18 protein-coding genes are annotated in these 20,495 nt (G+C 64.8%); 7 read left to right on the plus strand and 11 right to left on the minus strand.

From position 1 onward, the window contains the following. Positions 1 to 30: 30 nt before the first annotated feature. Together edd and OUZ30_RS00325 are read left to right on the plus strand one after the other, a co-directional pair. Positions 31 to 1,848 carry a phosphogluconate dehydratase gene (gene edd / locus OUZ30_RS00320; protein ID WP_266180160.1) on the plus strand — a complete coding sequence of 606 codons (1,818 nt, stop codon included), beginning with the start codon at positions 31 to 33 and terminating at the stop codon, positions 1,846 to 1,848. Positions 1,849 to 1,891: 43 nt separating this feature from the next. Beyond that, positions 1,892 to 2,539: a bifunctional 4-hydroxy-2-oxoglutarate aldolase/2-dehydro-3-deoxy-phosphogluconate aldolase gene (locus OUZ30_RS00325; protein WP_266180161.1), complete on the plus strand. Its 648-nt coding sequence runs from the start codon at positions 1,892 to 1,894 to the stop codon at positions 2,537 to 2,539. Positions 2,540 to 2,542: 3 nt separating this feature from the next. On the opposite strand, the gene OUZ30_RS00330 is transcribed toward OUZ30_RS00325, so the two are convergent. Next, a complete protein-coding gene (locus tag OUZ30_RS00330) occupies positions 2,543 to 2,848 on the minus strand; it encodes a DUF1272 domain-containing protein (RefSeq protein WP_266180162.1) in 306 nt (101 codons plus the stop codon). A 143-nt stretch (positions 2,849 to 2,991) separates the two neighbouring features. On the opposite strand from OUZ30_RS00330, the gene OUZ30_RS00335 reads away from it, so the two are divergent. The 3 genes from OUZ30_RS00335 to OUZ30_RS00345 all read left to right on the plus strand — a co-directional run bounded on the left by OUZ30_RS00335 (position 2,992) and on the right by OUZ30_RS00345 (position 6,044). Then, positions 2,992 to 3,843: an EamA family transporter gene (locus tag OUZ30_RS00335; RefSeq protein WP_266180163.1), complete on the plus strand. Its 852-nt coding sequence runs from the start codon at positions 2,992 to 2,994 to the stop codon at positions 3,841 to 3,843. Between the two features lie 127 nt (positions 3,844 to 3,970). Beyond that, complete coding sequence (locus tag OUZ30_RS00340) at positions 3,971 to 5,575, plus strand: S10 family peptidase (RefSeq protein ID WP_266180164.1); 1,605 nt, start codon at positions 3,971 to 3,973, stop codon at positions 5,573 to 5,575. Positions 5,576 to 5,672: 97 nt separating this feature from the next. Continuing rightward, positions 5,673 to 6,044, plus strand: a complete 372-nt coding sequence (locus OUZ30_RS00345) for a nuclear transport factor 2 family protein (protein WP_266180165.1) — start codon at positions 5,673 to 5,675, stop codon at positions 6,042 to 6,044. Between the two features lie 128 nt (positions 6,045 to 6,172). Here OUZ30_RS00345 and rpoD read toward each other — a convergent pair whose 3' ends face one another. Together rpoD and dtd are read right to left on the minus strand one after the other, a co-directional pair. Next, positions 6,173 to 8,026 carry an RNA polymerase sigma factor RpoD gene (rpoD, locus tag OUZ30_RS00350; RefSeq protein WP_266180166.1) on the minus strand — a complete coding sequence of 618 codons (1,854 nt, stop codon included), beginning with the start codon at positions 8,024 to 8,026 and terminating at the stop codon, positions 6,173 to 6,175. 163 nt (positions 8,027 to 8,189) lie between these two features. Further along, positions 8,190 to 8,645 (minus strand): D-aminoacyl-tRNA deacylase, encoded by a 456-nt coding sequence (gene dtd / locus OUZ30_RS00355; protein WP_266180167.1) that lies wholly within the window; start codon positions 8,643 to 8,645, stop codon positions 8,190 to 8,192. Positions 8,646 to 8,751: 106 nt separating this feature from the next. On the opposite strand from dtd, the gene OUZ30_RS00360 reads away from it, so the two are divergent. Next, entirely contained in the window at positions 8,752 to 9,645 is an 894-nt protein-coding gene (locus tag OUZ30_RS00360; RefSeq protein WP_266180168.1) for an LpxL/LpxP family acyltransferase, read from the plus strand. 7 nt (positions 9,646 to 9,652) lie between these two features. On the opposite strand, the gene OUZ30_RS00365 is transcribed toward OUZ30_RS00360, so the two are convergent. From OUZ30_RS00365 to OUZ30_RS00390, 6 genes are all read right to left on the minus strand, one after another. Further along, entirely contained in the window at positions 9,653 to 9,979 is a 327-nt protein-coding gene (locus OUZ30_RS00365; RefSeq protein WP_266180169.1) for a hypothetical protein, read from the minus strand. Beyond that, a complete protein-coding gene (locus OUZ30_RS00370; protein ID WP_266180170.1) occupies positions 9,979 to 11,685 on the minus strand; it encodes an ArnT family glycosyltransferase in 1,707 nt (568 codons plus the stop codon). Before OUZ30_RS00370 ends, OUZ30_RS00365 begins: the two co-directional genes overlap by 1 nt. Positions 11,686 to 11,770: 85 nt before the next feature. After that, positions 11,771 to 12,799, minus strand: a complete 1,029-nt coding sequence (locus tag OUZ30_RS00375; RefSeq protein ID WP_266180171.1) for a CDP-glycerol glycerophosphotransferase family protein — start codon at positions 12,797 to 12,799, stop codon at positions 11,771 to 11,773. Between the two features lie 3 nt (positions 12,800 to 12,802). Further along, positions 12,803 to 13,618, minus strand: a complete 816-nt coding sequence (locus tag OUZ30_RS00380; RefSeq protein ID WP_266180172.1) for a glycosyltransferase family 2 protein — start codon at positions 13,616 to 13,618, stop codon at positions 12,803 to 12,805. Between the two features lie 72 nt (positions 13,619 to 13,690). Further along, positions 13,691 to 14,683, minus strand: coding sequence for a glycosyltransferase family protein (locus OUZ30_RS00385; protein ID WP_266180173.1), 993 nt, complete (start codon positions 14,681 to 14,683; stop codon positions 13,691 to 13,693). Between the two features lie 33 nt (positions 14,684 to 14,716). Then, positions 14,717 to 15,991 (minus strand): O-antigen ligase family protein, encoded by a 1,275-nt coding sequence (locus OUZ30_RS00390; protein WP_266180174.1) that lies wholly within the window; start codon positions 15,989 to 15,991, stop codon positions 14,717 to 14,719. A 235-nt stretch (positions 15,992 to 16,226) separates the two neighbouring features. Between OUZ30_RS00390 and OUZ30_RS00395 the strand changes: the two genes are divergently transcribed. Continuing rightward, complete coding sequence (locus OUZ30_RS00395) at positions 16,227 to 17,348, plus strand: glycosyltransferase family 4 protein (RefSeq protein ID WP_266180175.1); 1,122 nt, start codon at positions 16,227 to 16,229, stop codon at positions 17,346 to 17,348. Positions 17,349 to 17,367: 19 nt separating this feature from the next. Here the strand turns inward: OUZ30_RS00395 and OUZ30_RS00400 are convergent, their stop codons facing one another. Then, positions 17,368 to 19,095, minus strand: a complete 1,728-nt coding sequence (locus OUZ30_RS00400) for an ArnT family glycosyltransferase (RefSeq protein ID WP_266180176.1) — start codon at positions 19,093 to 19,095, stop codon at positions 17,368 to 17,370. A gap of 100 nt (positions 19,096 to 19,195) precedes the next feature. After that, positions 19,196 to 20,494, minus strand: coding sequence for a 16S rRNA (cytosine(967)-C(5))-methyltransferase RsmB (gene rsmB, locus OUZ30_RS00405; protein WP_266180177.1), 1,299 nt, complete (start codon positions 20,492 to 20,494; stop codon positions 19,196 to 19,198). Position 20,495 lies beyond the last annotated feature (1 nt).

Below are 20,495 nucleotides of genomic sequence, written 5' to 3' on the forward strand. Positions count from 1 at the left end.
CGCGCGCCATGACTTATCCGGAGTTTGATCATGAACGTGCTTCACCCCGTGGTTGCCGAAGTCACCGAGCGTCTGCGCGAGCGCAGCCGCGATTCGCGTGCGGCTTACCTGCGTCGCATCGATGCGGTACAAGCTTCCGGTACCCATCGCGAACGACTTTCCTGTGGCAATCTCGCGCATGGCTTCGCCGCCTGCGAAGGCTCGGACAAGGCACGACTGCGCGAAGGCCACACCCCCAATCTCGCCATCATCAATGCCTACAACGACATGTTGTCGGCGCACCAGCCGTACGAGCGCTACCCGGAGCTGATTCGCCAGATTGCGCGCGAGGCCGGCATCACCGCACAGATGGCGGGCGGTGTGCCTGCAATGTGCGATGGCGTGACGCAGGGACGCGCCGGCATGGAGTTGTCGCTGTTTTCGCGCGACCTGATTGCCATGGCGACCGCCGTATCGCTGTCGCACGACATGTTCGATGCCGCGCTTTACCTCGGCATCTGCGACAAGATCGTGCCCGGCCTGCTGATCGGTGCGCTGAGCTTCGGCCATCTGCCGGGCGTGTTCATTCCTAGCGGCCCGATGCCCAGCGGCATCAGCAATGAAGAGAAATCCAAGGTGCGCCAGGCCTATGCCGAAGGCAAGGCGACGCGCGCGGAATTGCTCGAAGCGGAAGCCGCCGCTTATCACGCGGCCGGCACCTGTACGTTCTACGGTACGGCCAACTCCAACCAGATGCTGATGGAGATCATGGGCCTGCACCTGCCAGGCGCCAGCTTTGTGGCGCCGGACACGCCGCTGCGTGACGCGCTGACGCGTGAGGCCGTGCTCCGTGTGGCCGAGCTCAGCGAGCCAGGTTCCGCTCATCTGCCCTTGGGTCACATCATCGACGAGCGCGCCATCATCAACGGCGTCATCGGCCTTCACGCGACGGGCGGCTCCACCAACCACCTTCTGCATCTGGTGGCGATCGCGCGCGCCGCCGGCGTTGAACTGCGCTGGGACGACTTCGACGCCTTGTCGTCGGTGATTCCGCTGCTGGCGCGCGTCTACCCGAACGGCTACGCCGATGTGAACCAGTTCCACGAAGCCGGTGGCATGGGCTTCCTGATCGACCAGCTGTTGAGCCAGGGCCTGCTACATGGGGACGCGCGTACGGTGTTCGGTACCGGTTTGGACGGCTATACGCAGGTGCCGCAGCTGGACGCCGAAGGCAAGCTGGCGTGGAAGCCGGTCTCCAAGGAAAGCGGCAATCGCGGTGTATTGCGCGGTGTCGGCGAACCGTTCCGCGCCGATGGCGGCCTGCGCATGTTGAGCGGCAACCTGGGGCGCGCGGTGATCAAGGTGTCGTCGGTGCCCGACGATCGCCTGGTGATCGAGGCACCCGCCATCGTGTTCCACGACCAGGACGACGTGCGCAAGGCGTTCGAGCGTGGCGAACTGAATCGTGATTTCGTTGCCGTGGTGCGCTTCCAGGGGCCACAGGCCAATGGCATGCCGGAACTGCACAAGCTGACCCCAACCCTCGCCGTGCTGCAGGACCGCGGGCATCGCATCGCCTTGCTCACCGATGGCCGCATGTCGGGTGCGTCCGGCCGCGTGCCGGCGGCCATCCACGTGACGCCGGAAGCTAAGGCGGATGGAGCGATTGCGCGCATTCGCGACGGTGACATCGTTCGCCTCGACGCGGTACATGGGCGCCTGGACGTGCTGGTGGAAGCGACCGAGTTCGCTTCGCGCGTGCCGGCGACGGCCGATCTGTCGGCCCACGAATTCGGCATGGGGCGCGAGCTGTTCGGCATCTTCCGCCAGGCCGCAAGCACGGCTGACCTCGGCGCCGGCGTGCTGTAACGCCGGGCCCAATAACTGACCCTTTTCGACATCACGGAACGCCATGAGCATCGAACAAAAGCAAAAGCAGATCGAAGCCACCCTGCGCCTGGCGCCGGTGGTACCGGTGGTCATCATCCATGACGCCCGCGCGGCCGTGCCGATGGCGCGTGCGCTGGTAGCCGGTGGCGTTCCCGCCATCGAAGTGACGCTGCGCACGCCGGCCGCGCTGGATGCCATCCGTGCCATCGCCGAAGAAGTGGAAGGCGCCGTCGTCGGCGTCGGCACGGTGTTGAGCGCAAAGGACCTGCGCGCGGCGCACAAGGCGGGCGCCCGTTTCGCGGTGTCGCCGGGCGTGTCGCCGGGCCTGCTCGACGCGGCCGACGACTGCGAGCTGCCGTTGTTGCCGGGCGTGGCCACGGCGGGCGAGGCGATGACCTTGCTGGAGCGCGGCTACCACCATCTGAAGTTCTTCCCGGCCGTGCCGGCCGGTGGTTACAAGCTGTTGGGTGCCTGGGCCAGCCCGCTGCCGCAGATCCGTTTCTGCCCGACCGGCGGGATCAGCCTGGCCAACGCCCCGGACTTCCTCGCGCTGCCAAACGTGCTGTGCGTCGGCGGTTCGTGGCTGACGCCGGCGGACAAGCTGGACAGTGGCGACTGGGCCGGCATCGAGCTGCTTGCGCGCGAAGCCGCGGCGCTGCGCGGCGCGTAATCGTCAGCGGCGTTCGGGCGGCAGCTTTTCCAGCCGCATCACCAGGGCGGCATGTTCGGCAAGGTCAACCGGCTTATAGGTGACCTTGCCGGTCGCGGGATACCTGGCCAGCGTGTTGCCGTTCTTCCAGTCCTGCTCTGGCCGGATCGGCCGCGCGGTGAAGCCGCCGCCGCAGTTGGGGCAAACGTTGTGCAGCAGCTCGACGCAGCCCTGACAGAACGTGCATTCGAACGAGCAGATCATGGCTTCAGTCGACGCAGGTGGCAGCGCTTTGTTGCACCGCTCGCAGGTGGGACGCAGTTCCAGCATGAGGTTTCACCCGATGACGATGACGCCATGATGGCACCGGTTAGCTCCACAACTCAGGAGCGTGAGTCCCGGGCCTTACCGCGAGCGCATGGCTCACCCATGATGCCCGATGGTTTGGACTTCTCTCTCTCCCAAGGGTATCCATGATCTACGTGCTACTGAGCGTCATCTGCAGCGTGCTGGTGTCGGTGCTGCTGAAGCTGGCGCGTCGCCTGGAAATCGATATCGGGCAGGCCGTCGCGTGGAACTACGTGGCGACCAGCGCGCTGACCGCCGCCGTATTCCATCCTTCGCTGGACGTGCTACGTAGCCCGCAGGCGCCATGGTTGGGCTTCGTGGGTCTGGGCCTGTTGTTGCCCTTGATCTTCCTGGCCCTGGCGGCCTCTGTGAGTAGCGCGGGCATTGTGCGCACGGACGCCGCGCAACGGCTGTCCTTGATGATCTCGCTGCTGGCGGCGTTCCTGCTCTTTGGCGAAACGCTGAGCATCTCCAAGGGGGCGGGGGTGGCGCTTGGCCTGCTGGCGCTGGCCTGCATGGTGTGGCGTGCGGAGCGCGGTGACCGCGAGAGCTCGGGCTGGCTGTGGCCGCTGGTGGTATTTGCGGGCTTCGGCGTCATCGACATTCTGTTCAAGCTGGTCGCCAAGGCCGGCACGCCATTCGCCGCATCGCTGCAGGCGATGTTCGCGCTGGCCCTGGTGGTCGCATTCGGTCTCCAGCTGTGGCGCCGGTGGTACGACCGGGTTCGCTTTACGTTGCGCGATGCGATCGCCGGGCTGATGCTTGGCCTGGCCAACTTCGGCAACATCGTGTTCTACGTGCGTGGCCATCAGGCCTTGCCCGACCATCCGGCCTTGGTCTTTGCCAGCATGAACCTCGGCGTCGTCGCGCTGGGCGCGCTGGTGGGCCTGCTCGCGTTCCGGGAGCGCCTGAGCCGGGTGAACCTACTCGGGCTGCTGCTGGCCCTGCTGGCCATTGGCTTGATCACCCGGACCTGAGAGCGCATTCGGCGTGCCCGGGACCGACCCGGGTTCCAGAGAGTGACTTCTGGGGTATGAAAGTTGGCCAGCGCAGTGCCTAAGCTGGCTGCTTTCGCGCGCCTCGCGCCTCCCAGGGGTTTCACACATGCGCAAGCTCTCCCTCGCCGCCGCCCTCGCCGCGCTGATGCTCAGCTCGGGCGTCTACGCTGCCGACAAGAATGACAATGACAAGAAGCCCGAGGACAAGCCCGACGCCGCGCTACTCAAGCCGCAGGCCTCGGAAACGTCCGGTTCGGTGAAGGTCGAGGGCAAGAATATCGACTACAAGGCCGTGGCCGGCACCCTGGTGCTGCACGGCAATGGCGACAAGGAGGGCGAGGCGCAGGTCAGCATGTTCTATACCGCGTACTTCAAGAAAGGCGCCGAGCCGGGCAAGCGCCCGATCACCTTCATCTACAACGGCGGTCCGGGTTCGGCCACCGTGTGGCTGCACATGGGTGCGTTCGGTCCCAAGCGCGTGGTGACCAGCGACGACGCGCACACGCCGGCCGCGCCGTATGGCCTGGTCAATAACGACTACAGCCTGCTCGACGCTTCCGATCTGGTCTTCATCGACGCGCCGGGCGCGGGTTTCAGCCGCCTGATTGCCGACGAGGCGGACAAGGGCAAGCGCGAGGAGTTGATGAAGGAGCGCCGCAAGCAGGTTTACGGCGTCGACGGCGATGGTCACGCCTTTGCGCAGTTCATCACCCAGTTCCTGTCCAAGTACAACCGCTGGAACTCGCCCAAGTACCTGTTCGGTGAGAGCTATGGCACCACGCGTTCGGCGGTGGTCGCCAACATCCTGGAAAACGAGCACAGCGTCGATCTCAACGGCGTGGTGCTGCTGTCGCAGATCCTCAGCTTCGACACCGACATCGACGGCGCTGCCAATAACCCGGGCGTGGACCTGCCCTATGTCGTGGGTCTGCCGACGTATGCCGCCACCGCGTACTACCACCACAAGCTCCCGCAGCAACCGGCGGCGCTTGAGCCCTTCCTGCACGAGGTGGAGCAGTACGCGTTGACCGACTACGCCTCGGCGCTGATGGCCGGCACGCGCCTGGACAGCGCGCGCAAGCAGGCGGTGGCGGAGAAGCTCCACCAGTACACCGGCCTGCCGGTGGCCTATCTGCTGAAGGCCAACCTTCGCGTCGACGGCGGCATGTTCGAGCACGAGCTGCAGGGTGATGGCGATGTCACCACCGGCCGCCTCGATACCCGTTTCTCCGGTCCTTCGCTCGATCCGCTGAGCAAGTCGTCCGAGTACGACCCGCAGTCCTCGGCGATCAGCTCGGCTTACGTGGCCGCGTTCAACGACTATGTGCGTCGCCAGCTGAAGTTCGGTGACGGCCAGACCTACCGCTTGTTCGCGGATATCGATCACTGGGAGTTCGCGCACAAGGCGCCGGGCAGCTCCGAATCGCTGCAGCAGTCGACCAATGTGATGCCCGACCTGGCCACCGCGATGAAGACCAACCCGAACCTGCGCGTGTCCTTGAACGGCGGTTACTACGACCTGGCCACGCCTTATTTCGCGGCCGACTACGAAATGCACCACATGCCGATCCCTGCCAACCTGCAGAAGAACATCTCGTACGCCTGGTATCCGTCCGGCCACATGGTCTACGCGCACGAGGATTCGCTGAAGCAGCTGCATGACAATGTGGCCCGCTTCATCGATGAAACTGACAACGTCAGCAAGCATTGACGTCTCGGAGGTGCGGCGGCCGGTGGCTGCCGCACCTTCACATGGGGCTGAACAAGCCGGCGCTACGCTCTGCGCTCCCCCGTCCGGAGACGTACGCATGAGCACTGAAACCGTTGCCAAACGGCTGATCGCACTCTGTCGTCATGGCCGTTTCGAAGAAGCGCAGCACGAGCTTTACGCGAAGGATGCGGTGAGCATCGAGCCCGAGGCGTCGGCGCAAGGCCCGCTGGGCAACGTCAAGGGCCTGCACGCGATCCTGCAGAAAGGGAAACGGTTCCAGGAGGCCGTGACGGAGATGCACGGCGTCGAGGTGAGCGATCCCCTGGTGGCCGGCAACTGGTTCAGCATCGTCATGACCCTGGACGCCACCATGAAGGAATACGGCCGCGTCAGCATGAGCGAGGTCTGCGTGTATCACGTCAAGGACGAGAAGATCGTGCACGAGCAGTTCTTCTTCGATCAGGGGTGATCTGTTCTGGCCAACCGGACAACAACCGAAGGGCTGGTCATCCATTCCCTTCGCTTCCGCGCCCGTTCGTACTCAACAAAAAAGCCCCGCTTCCGCGGGGCTTTTTGTCTTGCACGATTCGACGCTGATCAGTCGATGTCGAGGAACGAACGCAGCTGTTCCGAACGGCTCGGGTGACGCAGCTTGCGCAGCGCCTTCGCCTCGATCTGGCGAATGCGCTCGCGGGTGACATCGAACTGCTTGCCGACTTCCTCGAGGGTGTGGTCGGTGTTCATGTCGATGCCGAAGCGCATGCGCAGCACCTTGGCTTCGCGCGGGGTGAGCCCGGCCAGCACGTCACGCACGGTTTCCATCAGGCCCGTTTCCGTCGCCGATTCGACCGGCGAGCTGGCGTTGGTGTCCTCGATGAAATCGCCCAGATGCGAATCCTCGTCGTCGCCGATCGGGGTTTCCATCGAGATCGGTTCTTTCGCGATCTTGAGCACCTTGCGGATCTTGTCCTCGGGCATCTCCATTTCCTTGGCCAGTTCTTCCGGCGTCGGCTCACGGCCGAACTGCTGCAGCATCTGGCGGGAAATGCGATTCAACTTGTTGATCGTCTCGATCATGTGCACCGGGATACGGATGGTGCGTGCCTGGTCGGCGATCGAGCGCGTGATGGCCTGGCGGATCCACCACGTGGCGTAGGTCGAGAACTTGTAGCCGCGACGGTATTCGAACTTGTCCACCGCCTTCATCAGGCCGATGTTGCCTTCCTGGATCAGGTCGAGGAACTGCAGGCCGCGGTTGGTGTACTTCTTGGCGATGGAGATGACCAGGCGCAGGTTGGCCTCGACCATTTCCTTCTTCGCGCGGCGGGCCTTGGCCTCACCGATCGACATCGTGCGGTTGATTTCCTTGATATCGGTCAGCGGCAGGAACAGCTGGCGCTCGATCGAGGCGAGCTTTTCCTGCTCGGCGTCAATCACTTCCTTGAAGCCCTTGATGTTCGGCGACCACTTCTGGCGCTTGCGACCCAGCTCGGCCGCCCACTCGAGGTTGCCTTCGTTGCTCGGGAAGGTCTTGAGGAACTCGGCCTTGGGCATCTTCACGTGCTTGACGAAGATGTCCATCAGCACGCGCTCGTGGTGACGGATGTCGTTCACCACTTCGCGCAGCTTGCGCACGAAGCCGTCGATCAGCGCGGACGGCAGCTTGAGCTTGAGGAATTCCTCAGCCATCTGGTCGCGCAGCTTGACGATCTTCTTGTCGGTGATGTCGGTGGCCTTGGGGGCCGCCTTCTGGAACTTGCCGTAGTAGTCGCGCAGCAGTTCCATGCGGCGCTTGACCTCTTCCGGATCCGGACCGGTCGGGCCGGCTTCCTCGTCCTCGGCGTCGGCGTCTTCTTCCTCGTCGACTTCGACGTCGGCATCGACTTCCGCTTCGGCCGCGGCAGCCTGGGCCGCGTCGGCAGCCTCTTCCAGGTCGGCAAAGCCAGCCAGGATTTCGCTCAGGCGACGCTTGCCGTCCAGATGCTGGTCGTACTCTTCCAGCAGCAGCTGGATGGTCAGCGGGAAGCTGGCAAGCGCGGTCTGCACCTGGCCCAGGCCTTCCTCGATGCGCTTGGCGATGGCGATTTCGCCTTCGCGGGTCAGCAGCTCGACCGTACCCATCTCACGCATATACATGCGGACGGGGTCGGTGGTGCGTCCCACTTCGGAGTCGACGGCCGACAACAGCGCGACCGCTTCTTCAGCGGCGGCTTCGTCATCGGTGCCGGTGCCCGGCGCGGTGTCCGAGAGCGGATCGGCATCCGGTGCAGCGTCGTGCACTTCAATGCCGACGCCCTTGAGCACCGCCATGATGTCTTCGATCTGCTCCGGATCGACGATGTCGTCGGGCAGGTGATCGTTAATCTCGGCGTAGGTCAGGTAGCCCTGCTCCAAACCCTTGGAGATGAGCGCCTTGATTTCCGATTGTTGCTCGGGAGCTTTGCTATTCATACCTACCGCCGCGTATGCAGGAACCGATCAGTATACCCATGTGATGCTTTTTTGACCAGTTTTCAAGTGAAAGACATGCGAACACCGACACGCAAAAATCGCGCCAAATAGGCATCTTGCGGTGACTTTGTCGAAGTTGCGATGCGTGCCCTGATGAGGCTGCTCATGGCGTCTCCAGCCAGAACGTCACCGGCCCATCGTTGACCAGGTGAACCACCATATGGGCACCAAAACGGCCAATTTCCACCCTCGGGTGCGCCGCCTGCGCCAGTTCCACCAGACGCTCGAACCAGCGTCGACCTTCCTCCGGCGCCGCGGCGCTGGTGAAGCTGGGGCGCATGCCCGAACGGGTGTCGGCAGCAAGCGTGAACTGGCTGACCAGCAGCAAGTCGCCGCCGGTATCGGTCAGCGAACGGTTCATGCGGCCTTGTTCGTCGGAGAACACGCGGTAGCCGAGCAGCCGTTCCAGCATGCGCCTGGTACGGGGTTCGTCGTCGCCGGGTTGCACGGCTACCAGGGCGAGCAAGCCTGGCCCGATGGCTCCTACGGTTTGCTGTTCTCCATCGGCATGGGCGACATCGACGCGGGCGGAGAGGACGCGCTGGATCAGGGCGATCATGGGGGGTCAGCAGATGGCGATGAAATAAGTTTACGGCCTGTCGTTGGTCCCCGCACGACCGGCGTCAAGCCGCGTGGGCACGCGGGACGGTTACACTGCGCCGCTCATGCGACCCGACATCTATCTCATCTATCTGCTCCTGCGTCTGTTTGGCCTGCTTCCGCTACGCGTGCTGCATGGCATCGGTGCGGGTATCGGCCGATTCTCGCTATGGTGCGGCAGCCGCACCGCACACAACACGTCGGTGAACCTGCGCATTGCCCGCCCGGGCCAGGGTGATGCGGCGCATGCCGAGCTGCTGCGTGTGGCGATGATGGAAAGCGGCAAGTCGGCCACCGAGATCGCCAAGATTTGGGGCAGCGATGCCGAGCGCACGCTGGAGATGGTGCGCGAGGTGCGTGGTGAGGCGTTGTTCGATGCAGCCCTGGCGGCCGGCAAGGGCGTGATCATCGCGGCTCCCCATCTGGGCTGCTGGGAATTGCTCAACTACTGGCTGTGTCGCAAGACCCCGATGGCGATACTTTATCGGCCCCCGCGTATCGCAGCGGTGGAAGCCTTGCTGCGCAAGGTGCGCGGTGGGCTGGCGCCGGAGCAGGTGCGAGCCGAAGGTGCTGGCGTGCGCACGCTGTACAAGCGGCTCGCGGCCGGAGGCACGGTGGGCATCCTGCCGGACCAGAAACCACGAGAGGGTGATGGCGAATTCGCGCCGTTCTTCGGCCGTGAAGCACTGACCATGGTGCTGCTGCCGCGTCTGGCCGCGCGTACCGGGGCCACCGTGCTGTTCGCGTTTGCCGAGCGGCTGCCCAACGGCGAGGGCTATCGCATCCACCTGTTACCCGCGCCGGAAGGACTGGCTGACGCCGACCTTGCCGTGGCCTGCCCCGCGCTCAATCGTGGCGTCGAAAACTGCGTCGAGCTCGCCTTCGCCCAGTACCAGTGGCACTACAAGCGCTACACGGCCAACGACCGGACTAGCCCATACGACGTGCAGAAACGCTGAGCCTGATTCAGGGCGCGGGCCGCTCCAACCTGCGCAGGAACACCGTCATTTCCTTCTCGGCCTGCTTGTCGCCACGCGCCTGCGCGACCTGGATGCCCTGTTGCCATGCCGCTGCCGCACCGGCCTGGTCGCCCAGCGCCAGGCAGGCTTTGCCGAGCAGCTTCCAGGCGGCCGAATAGGCTGGATCAAAGGTTACCGCCTGCCGCAGTTCCTCCGCCGCGCCGTGGGCGTCGCCGGCCCCGAGCAACGCGTTGCCGAGGGAGAAACGCAACAGCGCGCCGTCGCGAGGGCCGCCGCATTGTGCGCGCAGGTTGGCGATCAGGGAGGCGTTCATCACTGCATGGAGCGGAAGCGCCACTCGTCGACCTGATAGACCCGGGTCGGATGCGACGGCTCCGGCGGGACTTGGCCAGCGCGCAACTGGGCCAGCGAGGTGGCCGGCCAGATGACGATCCAGCTCGAACGGAACGGCTGCACCAGCAGCGGATAGCGCAGGTCGCTGGCCTCGAGTTTCTCTGGATTCGCCACAATCAGGCCATCGGGATGTTCACGGGCAAACTGCTGCAGCGACTCGCCTTCGCTCAGGCGCGCGATCGGTCGGTTGATGCGCCCCTCGAAATGGAACTGGCCTTCGTACGTGCCCAGGTAACCGATCGCCCGCCCATCGGCATCGGCCGCGCCGAGCAGATGCGCCGACGGGCGCAGGTCGAAGTTCTGCCAGGTGGTCAGGGTGAACAGCGTATTGAGCGCCAGCGTGCCGACCAGGCCCGCGAACGCCAGGCGGCGCACTTCGCCGCGGCCACGCAGCAACAGCAGTGCGCCCAGCAGCACGAATACCACGCTGAAAAAGCGGCTGTAGCGCTGCGAGCTGTCGAACCATTCGCCATGCAGATCGTTGTGCGCCACCAGCACGGGCAGGGCGAACAGGAAGGCGCCGAACAGGATGCCGCCCACGCCCAGGGGCCAGGTACCCAGCCAGGGATTCGTGGCCAATGCCGGGCGCTGGTCGCGCAGCACGGCGATGGCGCCGGCGACCAATAGCGCCGCGCCGGCGTATTCCGGCAGCGGGTAATACAGCTGCTTGCCGCTGATGAACGAGAACGCCAGCATCACCGGCAGCAGCCAGCACAGCGAGAAGCGCAGGCCCATATCCAGCGGGCGACGCAGCGTGATCAGCGCAGCCCAGGCCCGCGGCCAGCCGCTGAATGGGAACAGCAGTCCGGGAATCGCAGGCAGGTACCACCAGAACGGGCGCGCGTGGTCGAACGCGTCCACCACGCGTCCGGCGGTCTGGGTGAAGAACAGGCGCTGGCGATAGGCTTCGCCACCACTGAAGCCGGCGGGCAGCGCCCAGGCCAGCAGCAGCGTGCCGCCGAGCAGCACGGACAGCAGGCCGCGGCCATACCAGCGGGCGCGGTTGTCGCGAGCCCAGTCATTCCATAGCGGCCCCAGCAACCAGGGGAACGCGACGTGCAGCAGCATCACCGGGCCCTTGGTCAGCAGGCCGGCGCCTACGCACAGGCCGAACAGCAGCCAGCGTGGCTCGGCGCGATGTGCCTTGGGCGTAAGGCACAGCAGCGCCGCCAGCACCCATACCGCCAGCAGTACCTCGTACATGATCTGCAGGCCGAACAGGAACGCATAGCCCAGCGCCAGCAGGATCCACGGCGCACCCTTGGCCACCCACGGGCGGTTGGGGAACAGGCGCTGCGCGAGCACCGATACCAGCACCAGCTGGGCGCCGCCGAAGATCACTTCGAGTACGCGCGGCCAGATGTCGTTGACGCCGAACACGAGCCAGCCGGCATGGATCATCCAGAACAGCAGCGGCACCTTCTCGCTATATGGCGTGCCATTGATATGCGGTACCAGCCAGTGCTGGTGGTTCCACATTTCCCAGGCCACGGCGAGGGTGCGAGTGGAGTACAGCGGCATCGGGCCATGCGAGAAGATCGCCAGCAACGCAGCCAGCGTCCACAAGGGCAGCCATGGCCAGAGTGACCGGAGATGTTCGGAACGGCTGTAGCTGCTGGATGCCACGGGCATTCCTCTTGGTGAACGTGGGGCGATTCTAGCCCGAGCCAGCCTTAGCCCATGATACGGGCCGACCCCTGGTCGGGCGATATCAGGCCGGACCCCAGTATCCGATGCGCCGGCGGATCTTGAGTTTGCGCCAGAAATTCCACGGCTTGCGGCGCCGGTTGCGCCCGCCCATCGCGATAAAGGTGTCGATGGCCTGCAGCACGCGTTCGCTGGAGTGGCCATCGCGGTAGGGATGGATGGCATCGCCGTACTCGCCGATCGCCTGCATCAGCTCCGCGGGCCGCGCCAGCGCACGCTCGATCGCCGGCTCGAACTGCGACGCCTCCTGGATATCGATCAGCTGCGGTCCGGGTCGGCGATTCTTGAACGTCACTACCGGCTTGCCGGTCAGCAGGAACTCATTGAGCGCGGACGAGGTGTCCGAGCACATCATGTCCACCTGGGGGAACAGCTCGAGGATGTTGTCGTTCTCGGCGAAGCTGAGGAATTCGTTCTGCAGTGCCTTGTAGCGCGCCGTGGTTTCCGGATTCATCTTCGGATGGAAGGTGACGATCCAGTGCCAGCGTCCATCGCGCGACAGTCGCTTCACCTCGTCGTATAGCGTCTCGGCGGCGCTCCAGGAAGGTGAGAAGGTGGAGTGATAGAGGATTACCGGCGGCTTGCGCACTGGCGGCAGCGGCCCGCTGATCTCCTTCATGAAGGGGTCGAGCTTGGGAAAGCCCGTTTCGATCACCGTGAAGTGGCCGACCCGGTCGGCAATGTCCTTGAACTTGGCGGTGTCGCGCGGCCCGGTCGTGCAGTACAGGTCGAAGAAACCGCGCACATAGATATGCCGCGGCTTGCCGGCGTCGAAACCATGGAAGGTTTCCACTTTCACGCCCGGGAAAAAATGCGGCACGGCGTTGCTGGACGTGATGACCGCCAGCGGTTTCCAGCGCCGTACTTCAGCGACGGTCAGCAGCGTTTCGCCTTCCACCAGATCTTCCGCACCAGGGCCATCGAAGAACCATGCCGCATCGTCCCCGCGCGCGCGTATCGCCTCCTGGATCGGGCGCAGAATGGCCAGCGCGTAGCGCTCCGAGCCATATAAAAGATAGTGCTGCCTGCTCATGCTTCAGCGATCGATACCATGACGTGTCAGTGCTTCGGCTGCGTTCTCGACCGAGCCAGGATTGCATTTCATTTCGTAATAACGCATGCGCTTGTAGACGGCATACGAGGCGGCGGTCTCGGCCACGACGAAGCCGCGCCAGCCGTCCAGACAGGCCAGCCGCAGAAAGTAGTCCTTGATAAACGTGAACGGGTAGACGAACGGCATCTCCCACAGGCGCAGCGGCTTGTTCTTCTCCAGCCAGTCACGGCATTTCAATTCGGCGTAACGCAGCACCTTGATCTGCTTCTCGGGCAGGCTGGGGTTGTTCTCGTGGTTGAAGGCCGCCTTCAACGTCACCGAGGGCCCGTCGAAGCGCAGCGACTCATGCACGCGCACATCGGCCCAGCGCGCCCGTTCGCGATGGAACAGGCGTGCCATCTTCTCGCCCATCGCAGGCAGGTACCAGCGCATGGGTGCACCCATGAAAATGGTCGCACGGCGCAGATAGGCGGCGCAGATCTTACTGGCCATCAATCCCGGCAGGCGTTGTTCCAGCTCGGCGCAAAGCGCGGGTGACAGGTACTCGTCCGCATCCAGCGCCAGAATCCATTCGTGGTTGCACTGAGTCGTGGCGAAATTGCGCTGCGGGCCAAAGCCCAGCCAGTCCTGATGGACCACCCTGGCACCATGCGCTTGCGCGATGGCGACGGTGTCGTCGGTGCTGCCGCTGTCGATTACCAGCTTTTCGGCGGCGAACGGCACACTGTCGAGACAACGCGCAATGTTGTTCGCCTCATTGTAGGTAATGACGACGAGGGTAATCGGAAGGGTAGGCATGAGCGGGATTCTAGAGCCTGTGATGGGCGGGAGACCAATGGGCCCGGCCCGCACGTGAAGCGTCGCTTCCGGCTAAAGCACTTTCTGCAGGGCTGCGTCGAGCCGTGATTCAAAACCATGCTGGTTCTGCAGATACCAGGCGCGGGCCAGTCTTCCCCGGTGCTCCCATTCGGAGCGCTGCATGCTTATGCAGCGCTCCACGGCCTGTTCCAGCGCGGGCGCATCGAACAGATAGCGGGTGGCAAGATTGAGCGGCTCGCCCGCGCTCGCGGCCACCGTGATGCCACGCTCGGCAGTGACCAGCTCGTTCATCGGTGGCGCGTCGCAGGTCAGCACCACGGCCGCGCAACTCAGCGCCTCGGCGATGTAATGACCCCAGCCTTCGGTTTCCGAAAGGCACAGCTGGAATACATGGGTGTTTTGCAGCGCGCGAATCTCTGCAATATCAGCCACGTATTCTCGCCGGTGTTCGATATTGCTCGTCGTACTGTTTGAGTCGTCGGCCGCGCCGGGCGCCTGCAATACATGCAGCATCGGCCATTCGGGGTGCCGCCGCCATGCGGCCAGCAGCCGCTCCGTGCCCTTCATGCGGCTGGCGCCCGCCAGGTGCAGGAAGGTGGGTTGCCGCGCGACGCCAGGCTGATAGCAGTCGGTGCTCTGAAAGCCTATATGAATGGCCGGTGCGCCAAGGCGGTCGAACAGTGCCGTCGCCGCCTGGGTCTTGGTGAACACGGCATCGAACTTGCCCAGGTGCCGGCGATCCCGTTTGGAAAACCATTCGGGGTTCGGGATGAAGGCATTACGGCGCGCCAAGCCCAAATGGTCCGGGCACACGTGCTCCAAGGTGATGCTCAGGTCGTAGCGAAACTCGCGGCTGCCCTGCAGCCGTTGCGCGAATAGCCGCAGGTGCTGCGTCAGCGACTTCCACCAGCGGCGCTGGCGCGGCGGCCCCACCGCCGTGAAGCTCACCTCGTGACCGAGATTGCGCAGGGCCTCCGTCAGCAGACGGATATCGTGGCTGAGTCCGCGGTTGTTGTCCCAGGCGATGAGGTTGATGCGGGCCATGGCGTCAGCGATGGAATAGCCGGGGGGCGGTGCTCATGTTGCGGCGATCTCGCGCAGCGCCCGCTCACGCTGCAGGCGACTTGCCAATACCGCCATGCCCAGGGTCAGGAAGAAGAACAGCGAATGTGGCATGGGTCGATACAACACATTGTCCGTAAAGCCGCATAGCGCGTACATGCTCACCGTGAGCAGGCCGATGGTTGCCGTCGTGGCCACGATGTCGCACGGGTCGAACACCCGGCGGGCAAAAAACACCATGGGAACGCCCAATAGCAGCAGCAGGACGATCAGCCCAGGCACGCCGCCGCAGACGGCCGCATCAAGGTATTCGCTATGCGGATGCGTGTATCTCGCGATGCTTTCACTCGCCAGCCCCTTGCTTACCAGGGTCTGGGTGTACTTGCCGAACTGGTCGATGCCCACGCCGGCCACGGGGTGCTCCATAAACGCGCGGCTGGCGACGCGCCACATTTCTATCCGCTCGCGGACGGCGCCCTGGCTGTCCTCGGCGCGGTATGTCGTCACTTCATGGCCGATGGCAGTAAAGCGCTGCATGATCTCGCCACGCAGGAACACCACGGAAACGGCCGCGATGGCCACGGCGCCGCCAAGCACGATCAGGGCATCACGCCACTGTTTCGTGCGCACGACATGTAGCAGTACAACCAGCAGGAAGACCGGTGCGCAAGCCAGCAGCGGTCCGCGGCTTTGCGTAAGCAGGGCGCCGAAACTGCCCAGCACAGCGCAGGCCGCATGGAGCGCGCGCTCCGGCCAGGAAAGCTGCGGACGTAGCATCTGCACCACGGCGCTCAGCGACAGGACGAGTATGAACATGGCCAGCTCGATGACGCCCCAGTCGGCGCCATCCAGCCCGGTAGCCCGGGGAGCGCCCTGGATGTAGTGCTGATAGATGCACACCAGTCCGAGTGCGGCGGCGCCAAGGCTGAGTCCCAGCCAGAACCAGCGCACATGGATGGAACGCGCAAAGACCGCGGCAATCGCCAGGAAGGCCAGGATGTGCGAAGGCAGGTCCAGCTCGCCCCACCCGAGGCGATGCCCCAGGATGTTGCCGATCGCATAGAGCATGCTCAATGCGCAGACCAGTACCACCGCCCTGGCTGCCATGTAGTTGGCTCGCACATCCCTATCGGCTATCAGGAGGCCGATGCCGTAGAAGAACAGCAAGGCGATCGGCACCACCTTGAGCTTGACTGGCACCGCGAACGAGATCGGCAGCAGCGCGAGCAACAAAGTTGCCGCGATAGTGCGGGCGCTAAAAGCCTGGCGGGCACGTGGAACCTGGTTCATCAAATCCTCTTCATTATTCGGCTTGCGGCGTACAAGCAGGCCTTGGCCGCACCAGCGCGAACCAGGTTTCACTTCGGCATTCCGTTATGTCCCCGGCCGGCGGCTATAGGGATATTGCCGCACAAGCTATGACATTCTATGGGGAAAAAGAGCCCCGTGCTGCCCATTCGGCGAGGCTGGGTTCATCCGTCGCAAGCCCTTTCGAAGGGCTCTCTGTCGCCATCGAGGCACCGGTTTGAAGCTTCTTTTCACCAACTTCCATGCCGGCGACGGCGGCGGCCACACTACCTATATCCGTGAACTCGCCGCGGCGCTGGCGCTACGCCATGAAGTTCACGTGGCTGCACCGCCCGGCAGCCGTTTGAATCGCGAGGCACGAACCCTGCCTGGTGTGTTCGTGCTCGATCAGCCGTTTCCAAATGGCCTGAATCGATGGCGGGCACGCCGCCATGCGCGGGCGCAACTGAAGCACTACCTGCGCACGCATGCCTTCGACCTGGTCCATGTGAACGGGTCGGCCGACCATCGGCTGGTGTTGTCGGCCATGCCGGCTGCGCGCCCCGCCCTGGTCTGGACCAAGCACAACTCCAAGCGGGTGCGTGGCGTGGGTGCATGGCTGCGCGCGCGACAGACCGACCAGGTGATTGCCGTGTGCGAATACACGCGCCGCGAACTGATGCGCACGGCCTACCGGCGTTGCCGCATCGATACGGTCTACAACGGCGTCGATATCGAGCGTTGGAAGCCCTGGGCTGCGGATGCCGCCGCCGCGGAACGCCGCCGCTGGGATGGCGGCGACGCCACGGTGTTCCTGCTCGGCAGCAATGCGGGTACCGCAAGCTACAAGGGTTGGATGGATCTGCTCGAGGCGGTGGCCTCGCTGCCCGAGGATATCCGTCGACGGTTGCGGATACCGATTGCCGGCGTGCCGCCCACCACGGAGGAGCGCCAGCGGGTCAGCGCGCTAGGGCTGGACGAGCAGGTGGTGTTTCCCGGCGTGCTGACCGATCCGCGCCCGCTGGTCGCTGCTCTCGATGTCGGCTTCGTGCTGTCGTACGACGTGGAGACCATCTCGTTTGCCTGCCGCGAGATGATGGCGATGGGCAAGCCCGTGTTGCTCACGGACTATGCCGGACTACCCGAGAACATTGATGCCGAGGTGGACGGCTGGCTGGTGCCGGTGCGTGACCGGGCGGCCATCGCTGCAGCCGTGCGGCGCTTGCTCGAGCAGCGAGATGAGTTCGCCTGCATGGGACGGGCGGCGCGCCAGCATGCCGAACGCGATTTCGGCCTGCCGCTGTTCGTGCAACGGACCGAGGCGGTTTATCGCCAGCTGCTCGAGTGGCGACAAGCCTGACGGGAGCTACCGGGCGCCCCTATTCCTCGGCGGATGCCGCTGTGCCGTCAACACCATTGTCCGGCAGGCAGCCCGGCGTCACCGCATCCGCCTTGAACAGCCACCATTCGCGACGGTTCGCGTGACCCAGGCTCACCGCCTTGCCGCGGTCGACGCAGTTGCCCAGTACCGGATCCAGCGCGAATAGCCAGCGGTGCGCCGGATCCTGCGCCTGCCATTGGATCGCGGCGGCGTATTGCTCGTGCCAGGGCCGGGTAAAGCCGAAGTCCATGGCCGGGCGATCGAGCATCAGCAAGTTCTGTTCCTTCCACGCGACCAGGCCAAGTTCGTCGCCCGCTGCCAGCCGATCGCGCACTTCCTGCATCAGGCCGGCGGCGGAGCTGGAATCGTTGAGCAGCGGATACGCCCACAGGCTCCATACCAGCCACATGACGGTCATGCCGCTGGCGACCGCGAGCACGCCGCGGCGCATGCGCCAGGTGGCAATCGCCAGCAGCTGCGCTGCGCCGATCACCACCAACATCCACCACAAGGCGTGGCCGCCTTCGTCGAAGCCTCGCGTGGTGGCAAAGTTGCTGGCGAACTTCGGGTGCGCGACCAAGGCCGCGCCGCCCACCGCCAGCATGGCCAGTCCCAAGACCCCGATGAACAAGAGTCCCGCCGCCCGTAGCCAGCGCTTCTGCAGCAGCTCGTCGAGATACGGCGCCGTGATCAGCGCCAGCATCGGCACGGCCGGCATGATGTAGACGTCGCGCTTGCCCTTCGGTATCGAGAAGAACACCAGCACCAGCAGGATCCAGCACAGGGGCAGCAGGATGCGCGCGTCCTTGGCCTTGAGCGCCCGCCACCAACGCGGCAAGGTGCCCGGATAGGTCAGCGACAGCGGCAACCAGGAGAACAGGACGATCGGGATATAGAACAGCGCAGGGTGATGGTGATCCCACGACTTGCCATAGCGGCCGGCCGTCTGATGAAACAGGATGTCGTTTACGTAGGCGGCGTAGGTAGGATCGTTCGCGTGTGTGTGTGCACCCAGCAGCATCGGTACCAGCCAGAGGGCGATTGCCGCGAGCAGCGCGAGCAGTCCCAATGGCCAACGCCACCACGCACCCGGCCCCATGCGTGACACGCCATCCCATTGCCAGCGCGCGGCGACGGCATAGGGGATCAGCAACAGCAGCGAGAGCATGCCGACGCCCTTGGTGATCACGCCAAGGCCGGCGCAGAAGCAGCCGAACCAGTAAGCACGCCAGTTCGGGCCCTTCAGCGTATGCACCAGCAGACCCCAGTTCGCCGCGGTGATGAAGAACATCACCAGCGGGTCGATCTGTGCGCGCTTGGTCTGGTAGACGAACTGGAACGTGATCAGCAGCGCCGCTGCGGCATACAGCCCGACCTGTCTGTGCCACAGGCGGCGCCCCAGGTCGTAGACCAGCAGCAGCGTGCCCAGTGCCGCCAACAGCGAGGGCAGCAGGAAGGCGACGCGCCAGCTGCGGGTCATCACGTAGCTCGCCGCTTCCGTCCACATCAGCATGGGCGGCTTATCCGAATACAGTTCGCTGCCGCGATGCGGGAATAGCCAGTCGCCGCTTTCCACCATCTGCTTGGCGGCCAAGGTGAAGCGGGGTTCGTCCGATGGCCAGGGATCGCGCAGGCCGATACCCACGCCGATCAGGACAACAGCGAACAGCAACAGCAGCCAGAACCGGCGGCGCTCCTCGGTGGTTGCTTGCGTAGAAACAGGCATGAATGGGTCCCGGTACGGCCGTGCCGCGTCGCCAGCGGTGGATGATTCCGGAGGCCGTGTCGAAGGGCCGGCGTGAGTGCGAGCGCGTGATTATCCTGCGTCAGGCCTTTTCGAGCACGGCATAGAACATGCCGTCCAGATCGCCATCGCCCGGCAACACCTGCCAGCCCACGCCGGCGGCCTGGCCGACGGGCAGGGTGAACGCGACGACGCGGGCATCCGCCTGCGACTCCAGCCACTCGCCCACCACGGCCTCGTTTTCAGCGCGTAGCAGCGAGCAGGTGACATAGACGAGCCGACCACCGGGCGCGAGCAGTGGCCATAGCGCGGTGAGAATGCGGCGCTGCTGCGCCACCATGGGGGCGATATCGCTTTCACGCCGATGCAGTCGCACATCCGGGCGACGGCGCAAGACGCCGGTGGCCGAGCAGGGCGCGTCGATCAGGATGCGATCGAACGGCTTGCCATCCCACCAGTCGGCGGGTTGCCCGGCATCGCCGCTGACGATGCCGGCCTGCAGGCCAAGGCGGTCGAGATTCTGCTGGATGCGCGGGACGCGTTTCGGATCGAACTCCAACGCCGTGAGCGCAAGTTCCGCCCGCTCCAGCAAGTGACACGCCTTTCCGCCCGGCGCGGCGCAGGCGTCGAGCACGCGTTGTCCGTCACGAATGTCGGCGAGATCGGCGGCAATCTGCGCCGCGCCGTCCTGCACGGCAAATTCGCCAGCGGCAAAGCCGGGCATGCGAGTCACATCGGTGCTGTGCGGCAATACGATGGCGTCGGACAACCAGGCATGCGGCTCAGCCGTATAGCCGCCCGAACGAAGATGTTCGATAACCGTGTCGCGCCCCGCACGTCGGCGATTGACGCGCAACATCAGCGACGGTTCGAGGTTGTCGGCGGCCATGACGGCGTCGGCCTGTTCCGGCCAATCGCGCGTGATCGCCTTGGCGAGCCACGCCGGATGCGCATGGCGCGTCTGCGCTTTCGCGTCGAGTGCGGCAAGCAGTTCGACACGCTCTCGCTGCCAGCGCCGCAGTACGGCGTTGACCAGCCCGGACATGCGGGGGCGTTGCAAGGTGCGCGTTGCCTGCACGGTGGCGGCGACGGCGGCGTAGTCAGGAAGTTCCAGCACTTCCAGCTGCACCAGGCCGAGCACCAGCAAGGCGTGGATGGCGGGTTCCTTCTGGCGCAGCGGTTTTTCGAGCAGGCGGTCGATCGCCGCGTCGAAACGCAGCCACCAGCGCGCGCCATCGCTCAGCAGGGCCATCAACAGGGCGCGATCGCGAGAGTCGGCAAGTCGCGGCGCGTAGCGCTCCATGGCGTCGCGCAGGGAGGCGCCGCGAAGAGCGACCTCGGCAAGGGCCTGGGCGGCGAGGGCGCGGGTGTCCTGGCTCATG

This window comes from Dyella humicola (assembly GCF_026283945.1).
Taxonomy (GTDB): Bacteria; Pseudomonadota; Gammaproteobacteria; order Xanthomonadales; family Rhodanobacteraceae; genus Dyella; species Dyella humicola.

Excerpts from the sequence above, each read along its gene's own strand:
- edd (WP_266180160.1), top strand. The coding sequence starts at position 31 with ATGAACGTGCTTCACCCCGTGGTTGCCGAAGTCACCGAGCGTCTGCGC.
- OUZ30_RS00325 (WP_266180161.1), top strand. The coding sequence starts at position 1,892 with ATGAGCATCGAACAAAAGCAAAAGCAGATCGAAGCCACCCTGCGCCTG.
- OUZ30_RS00330 (WP_266180162.1), bottom strand. The coding sequence starts at position 2,848 with ATGCTGGAACTGCGTCCCACCTGCGAGCGGTGCAACAAAGCGCTGCCA.
- OUZ30_RS00335 (WP_266180163.1), top strand. The coding sequence starts at position 2,992 with ATGATCTACGTGCTACTGAGCGTCATCTGCAGCGTGCTGGTGTCGGTG.
- OUZ30_RS00340 (WP_266180164.1), top strand. The coding sequence starts at position 3,971 with ATGCGCAAGCTCTCCCTCGCCGCCGCCCTCGCCGCGCTGATGCTCAGC.
- OUZ30_RS00345 (WP_266180165.1), top strand. The coding sequence starts at position 5,673 with ATGAGCACTGAAACCGTTGCCAAACGGCTGATCGCACTCTGTCGTCAT.
- rpoD (WP_266180166.1), bottom strand. The coding sequence starts at position 8,026 with ATGAATAGCAAAGCTCCCGAGCAACAATCGGAAATCAAGGCGCTCATC.
- dtd (WP_266180167.1), bottom strand. The coding sequence starts at position 8,645 with ATGATCGCCCTGATCCAGCGCGTCCTCTCCGCCCGCGTCGATGTCGCC.
- OUZ30_RS00360 (WP_266180168.1), top strand. The coding sequence starts at position 8,752 with ATGCGACCCGACATCTATCTCATCTATCTGCTCCTGCGTCTGTTTGGC.
- OUZ30_RS00365 (WP_266180169.1), bottom strand. The coding sequence starts at position 9,979 with ATGAACGCCTCCCTGATCGCCAACCTGCGCGCACAATGCGGCGGCCCT.
- OUZ30_RS00375 (WP_266180171.1), bottom strand. The coding sequence starts at position 12,799 with ATGAGCAGGCAGCACTATCTTTTATATGGCTCGGAGCGCTACGCGCTG.
- OUZ30_RS00380 (WP_266180172.1), bottom strand. The coding sequence starts at position 13,618 with ATGCCTACCCTTCCGATTACCCTCGTCGTCATTACCTACAATGAGGCG.
- OUZ30_RS00385 (WP_266180173.1), bottom strand. The coding sequence starts at position 14,683 with ATGGCCCGCATCAACCTCATCGCCTGGGACAACAACCGCGGACTCAGC.
- OUZ30_RS00390 (WP_266180174.1), bottom strand. The coding sequence starts at position 15,991 with ATGAACCAGGTTCCACGTGCCCGCCAGGCTTTTAGCGCCCGCACTATC.
- OUZ30_RS00400 (WP_266180176.1), bottom strand. The coding sequence starts at position 19,095 with ATGCCTGTTTCTACGCAAGCAACCACCGAGGAGCGCCGCCGGTTCTGG.
- rsmB (WP_266180177.1), bottom strand. The coding sequence starts at position 20,494 with ATGAGCCAGGACACCCGCGCCCTCGCCGCCCAGGCCCTTGCCGAGGTC.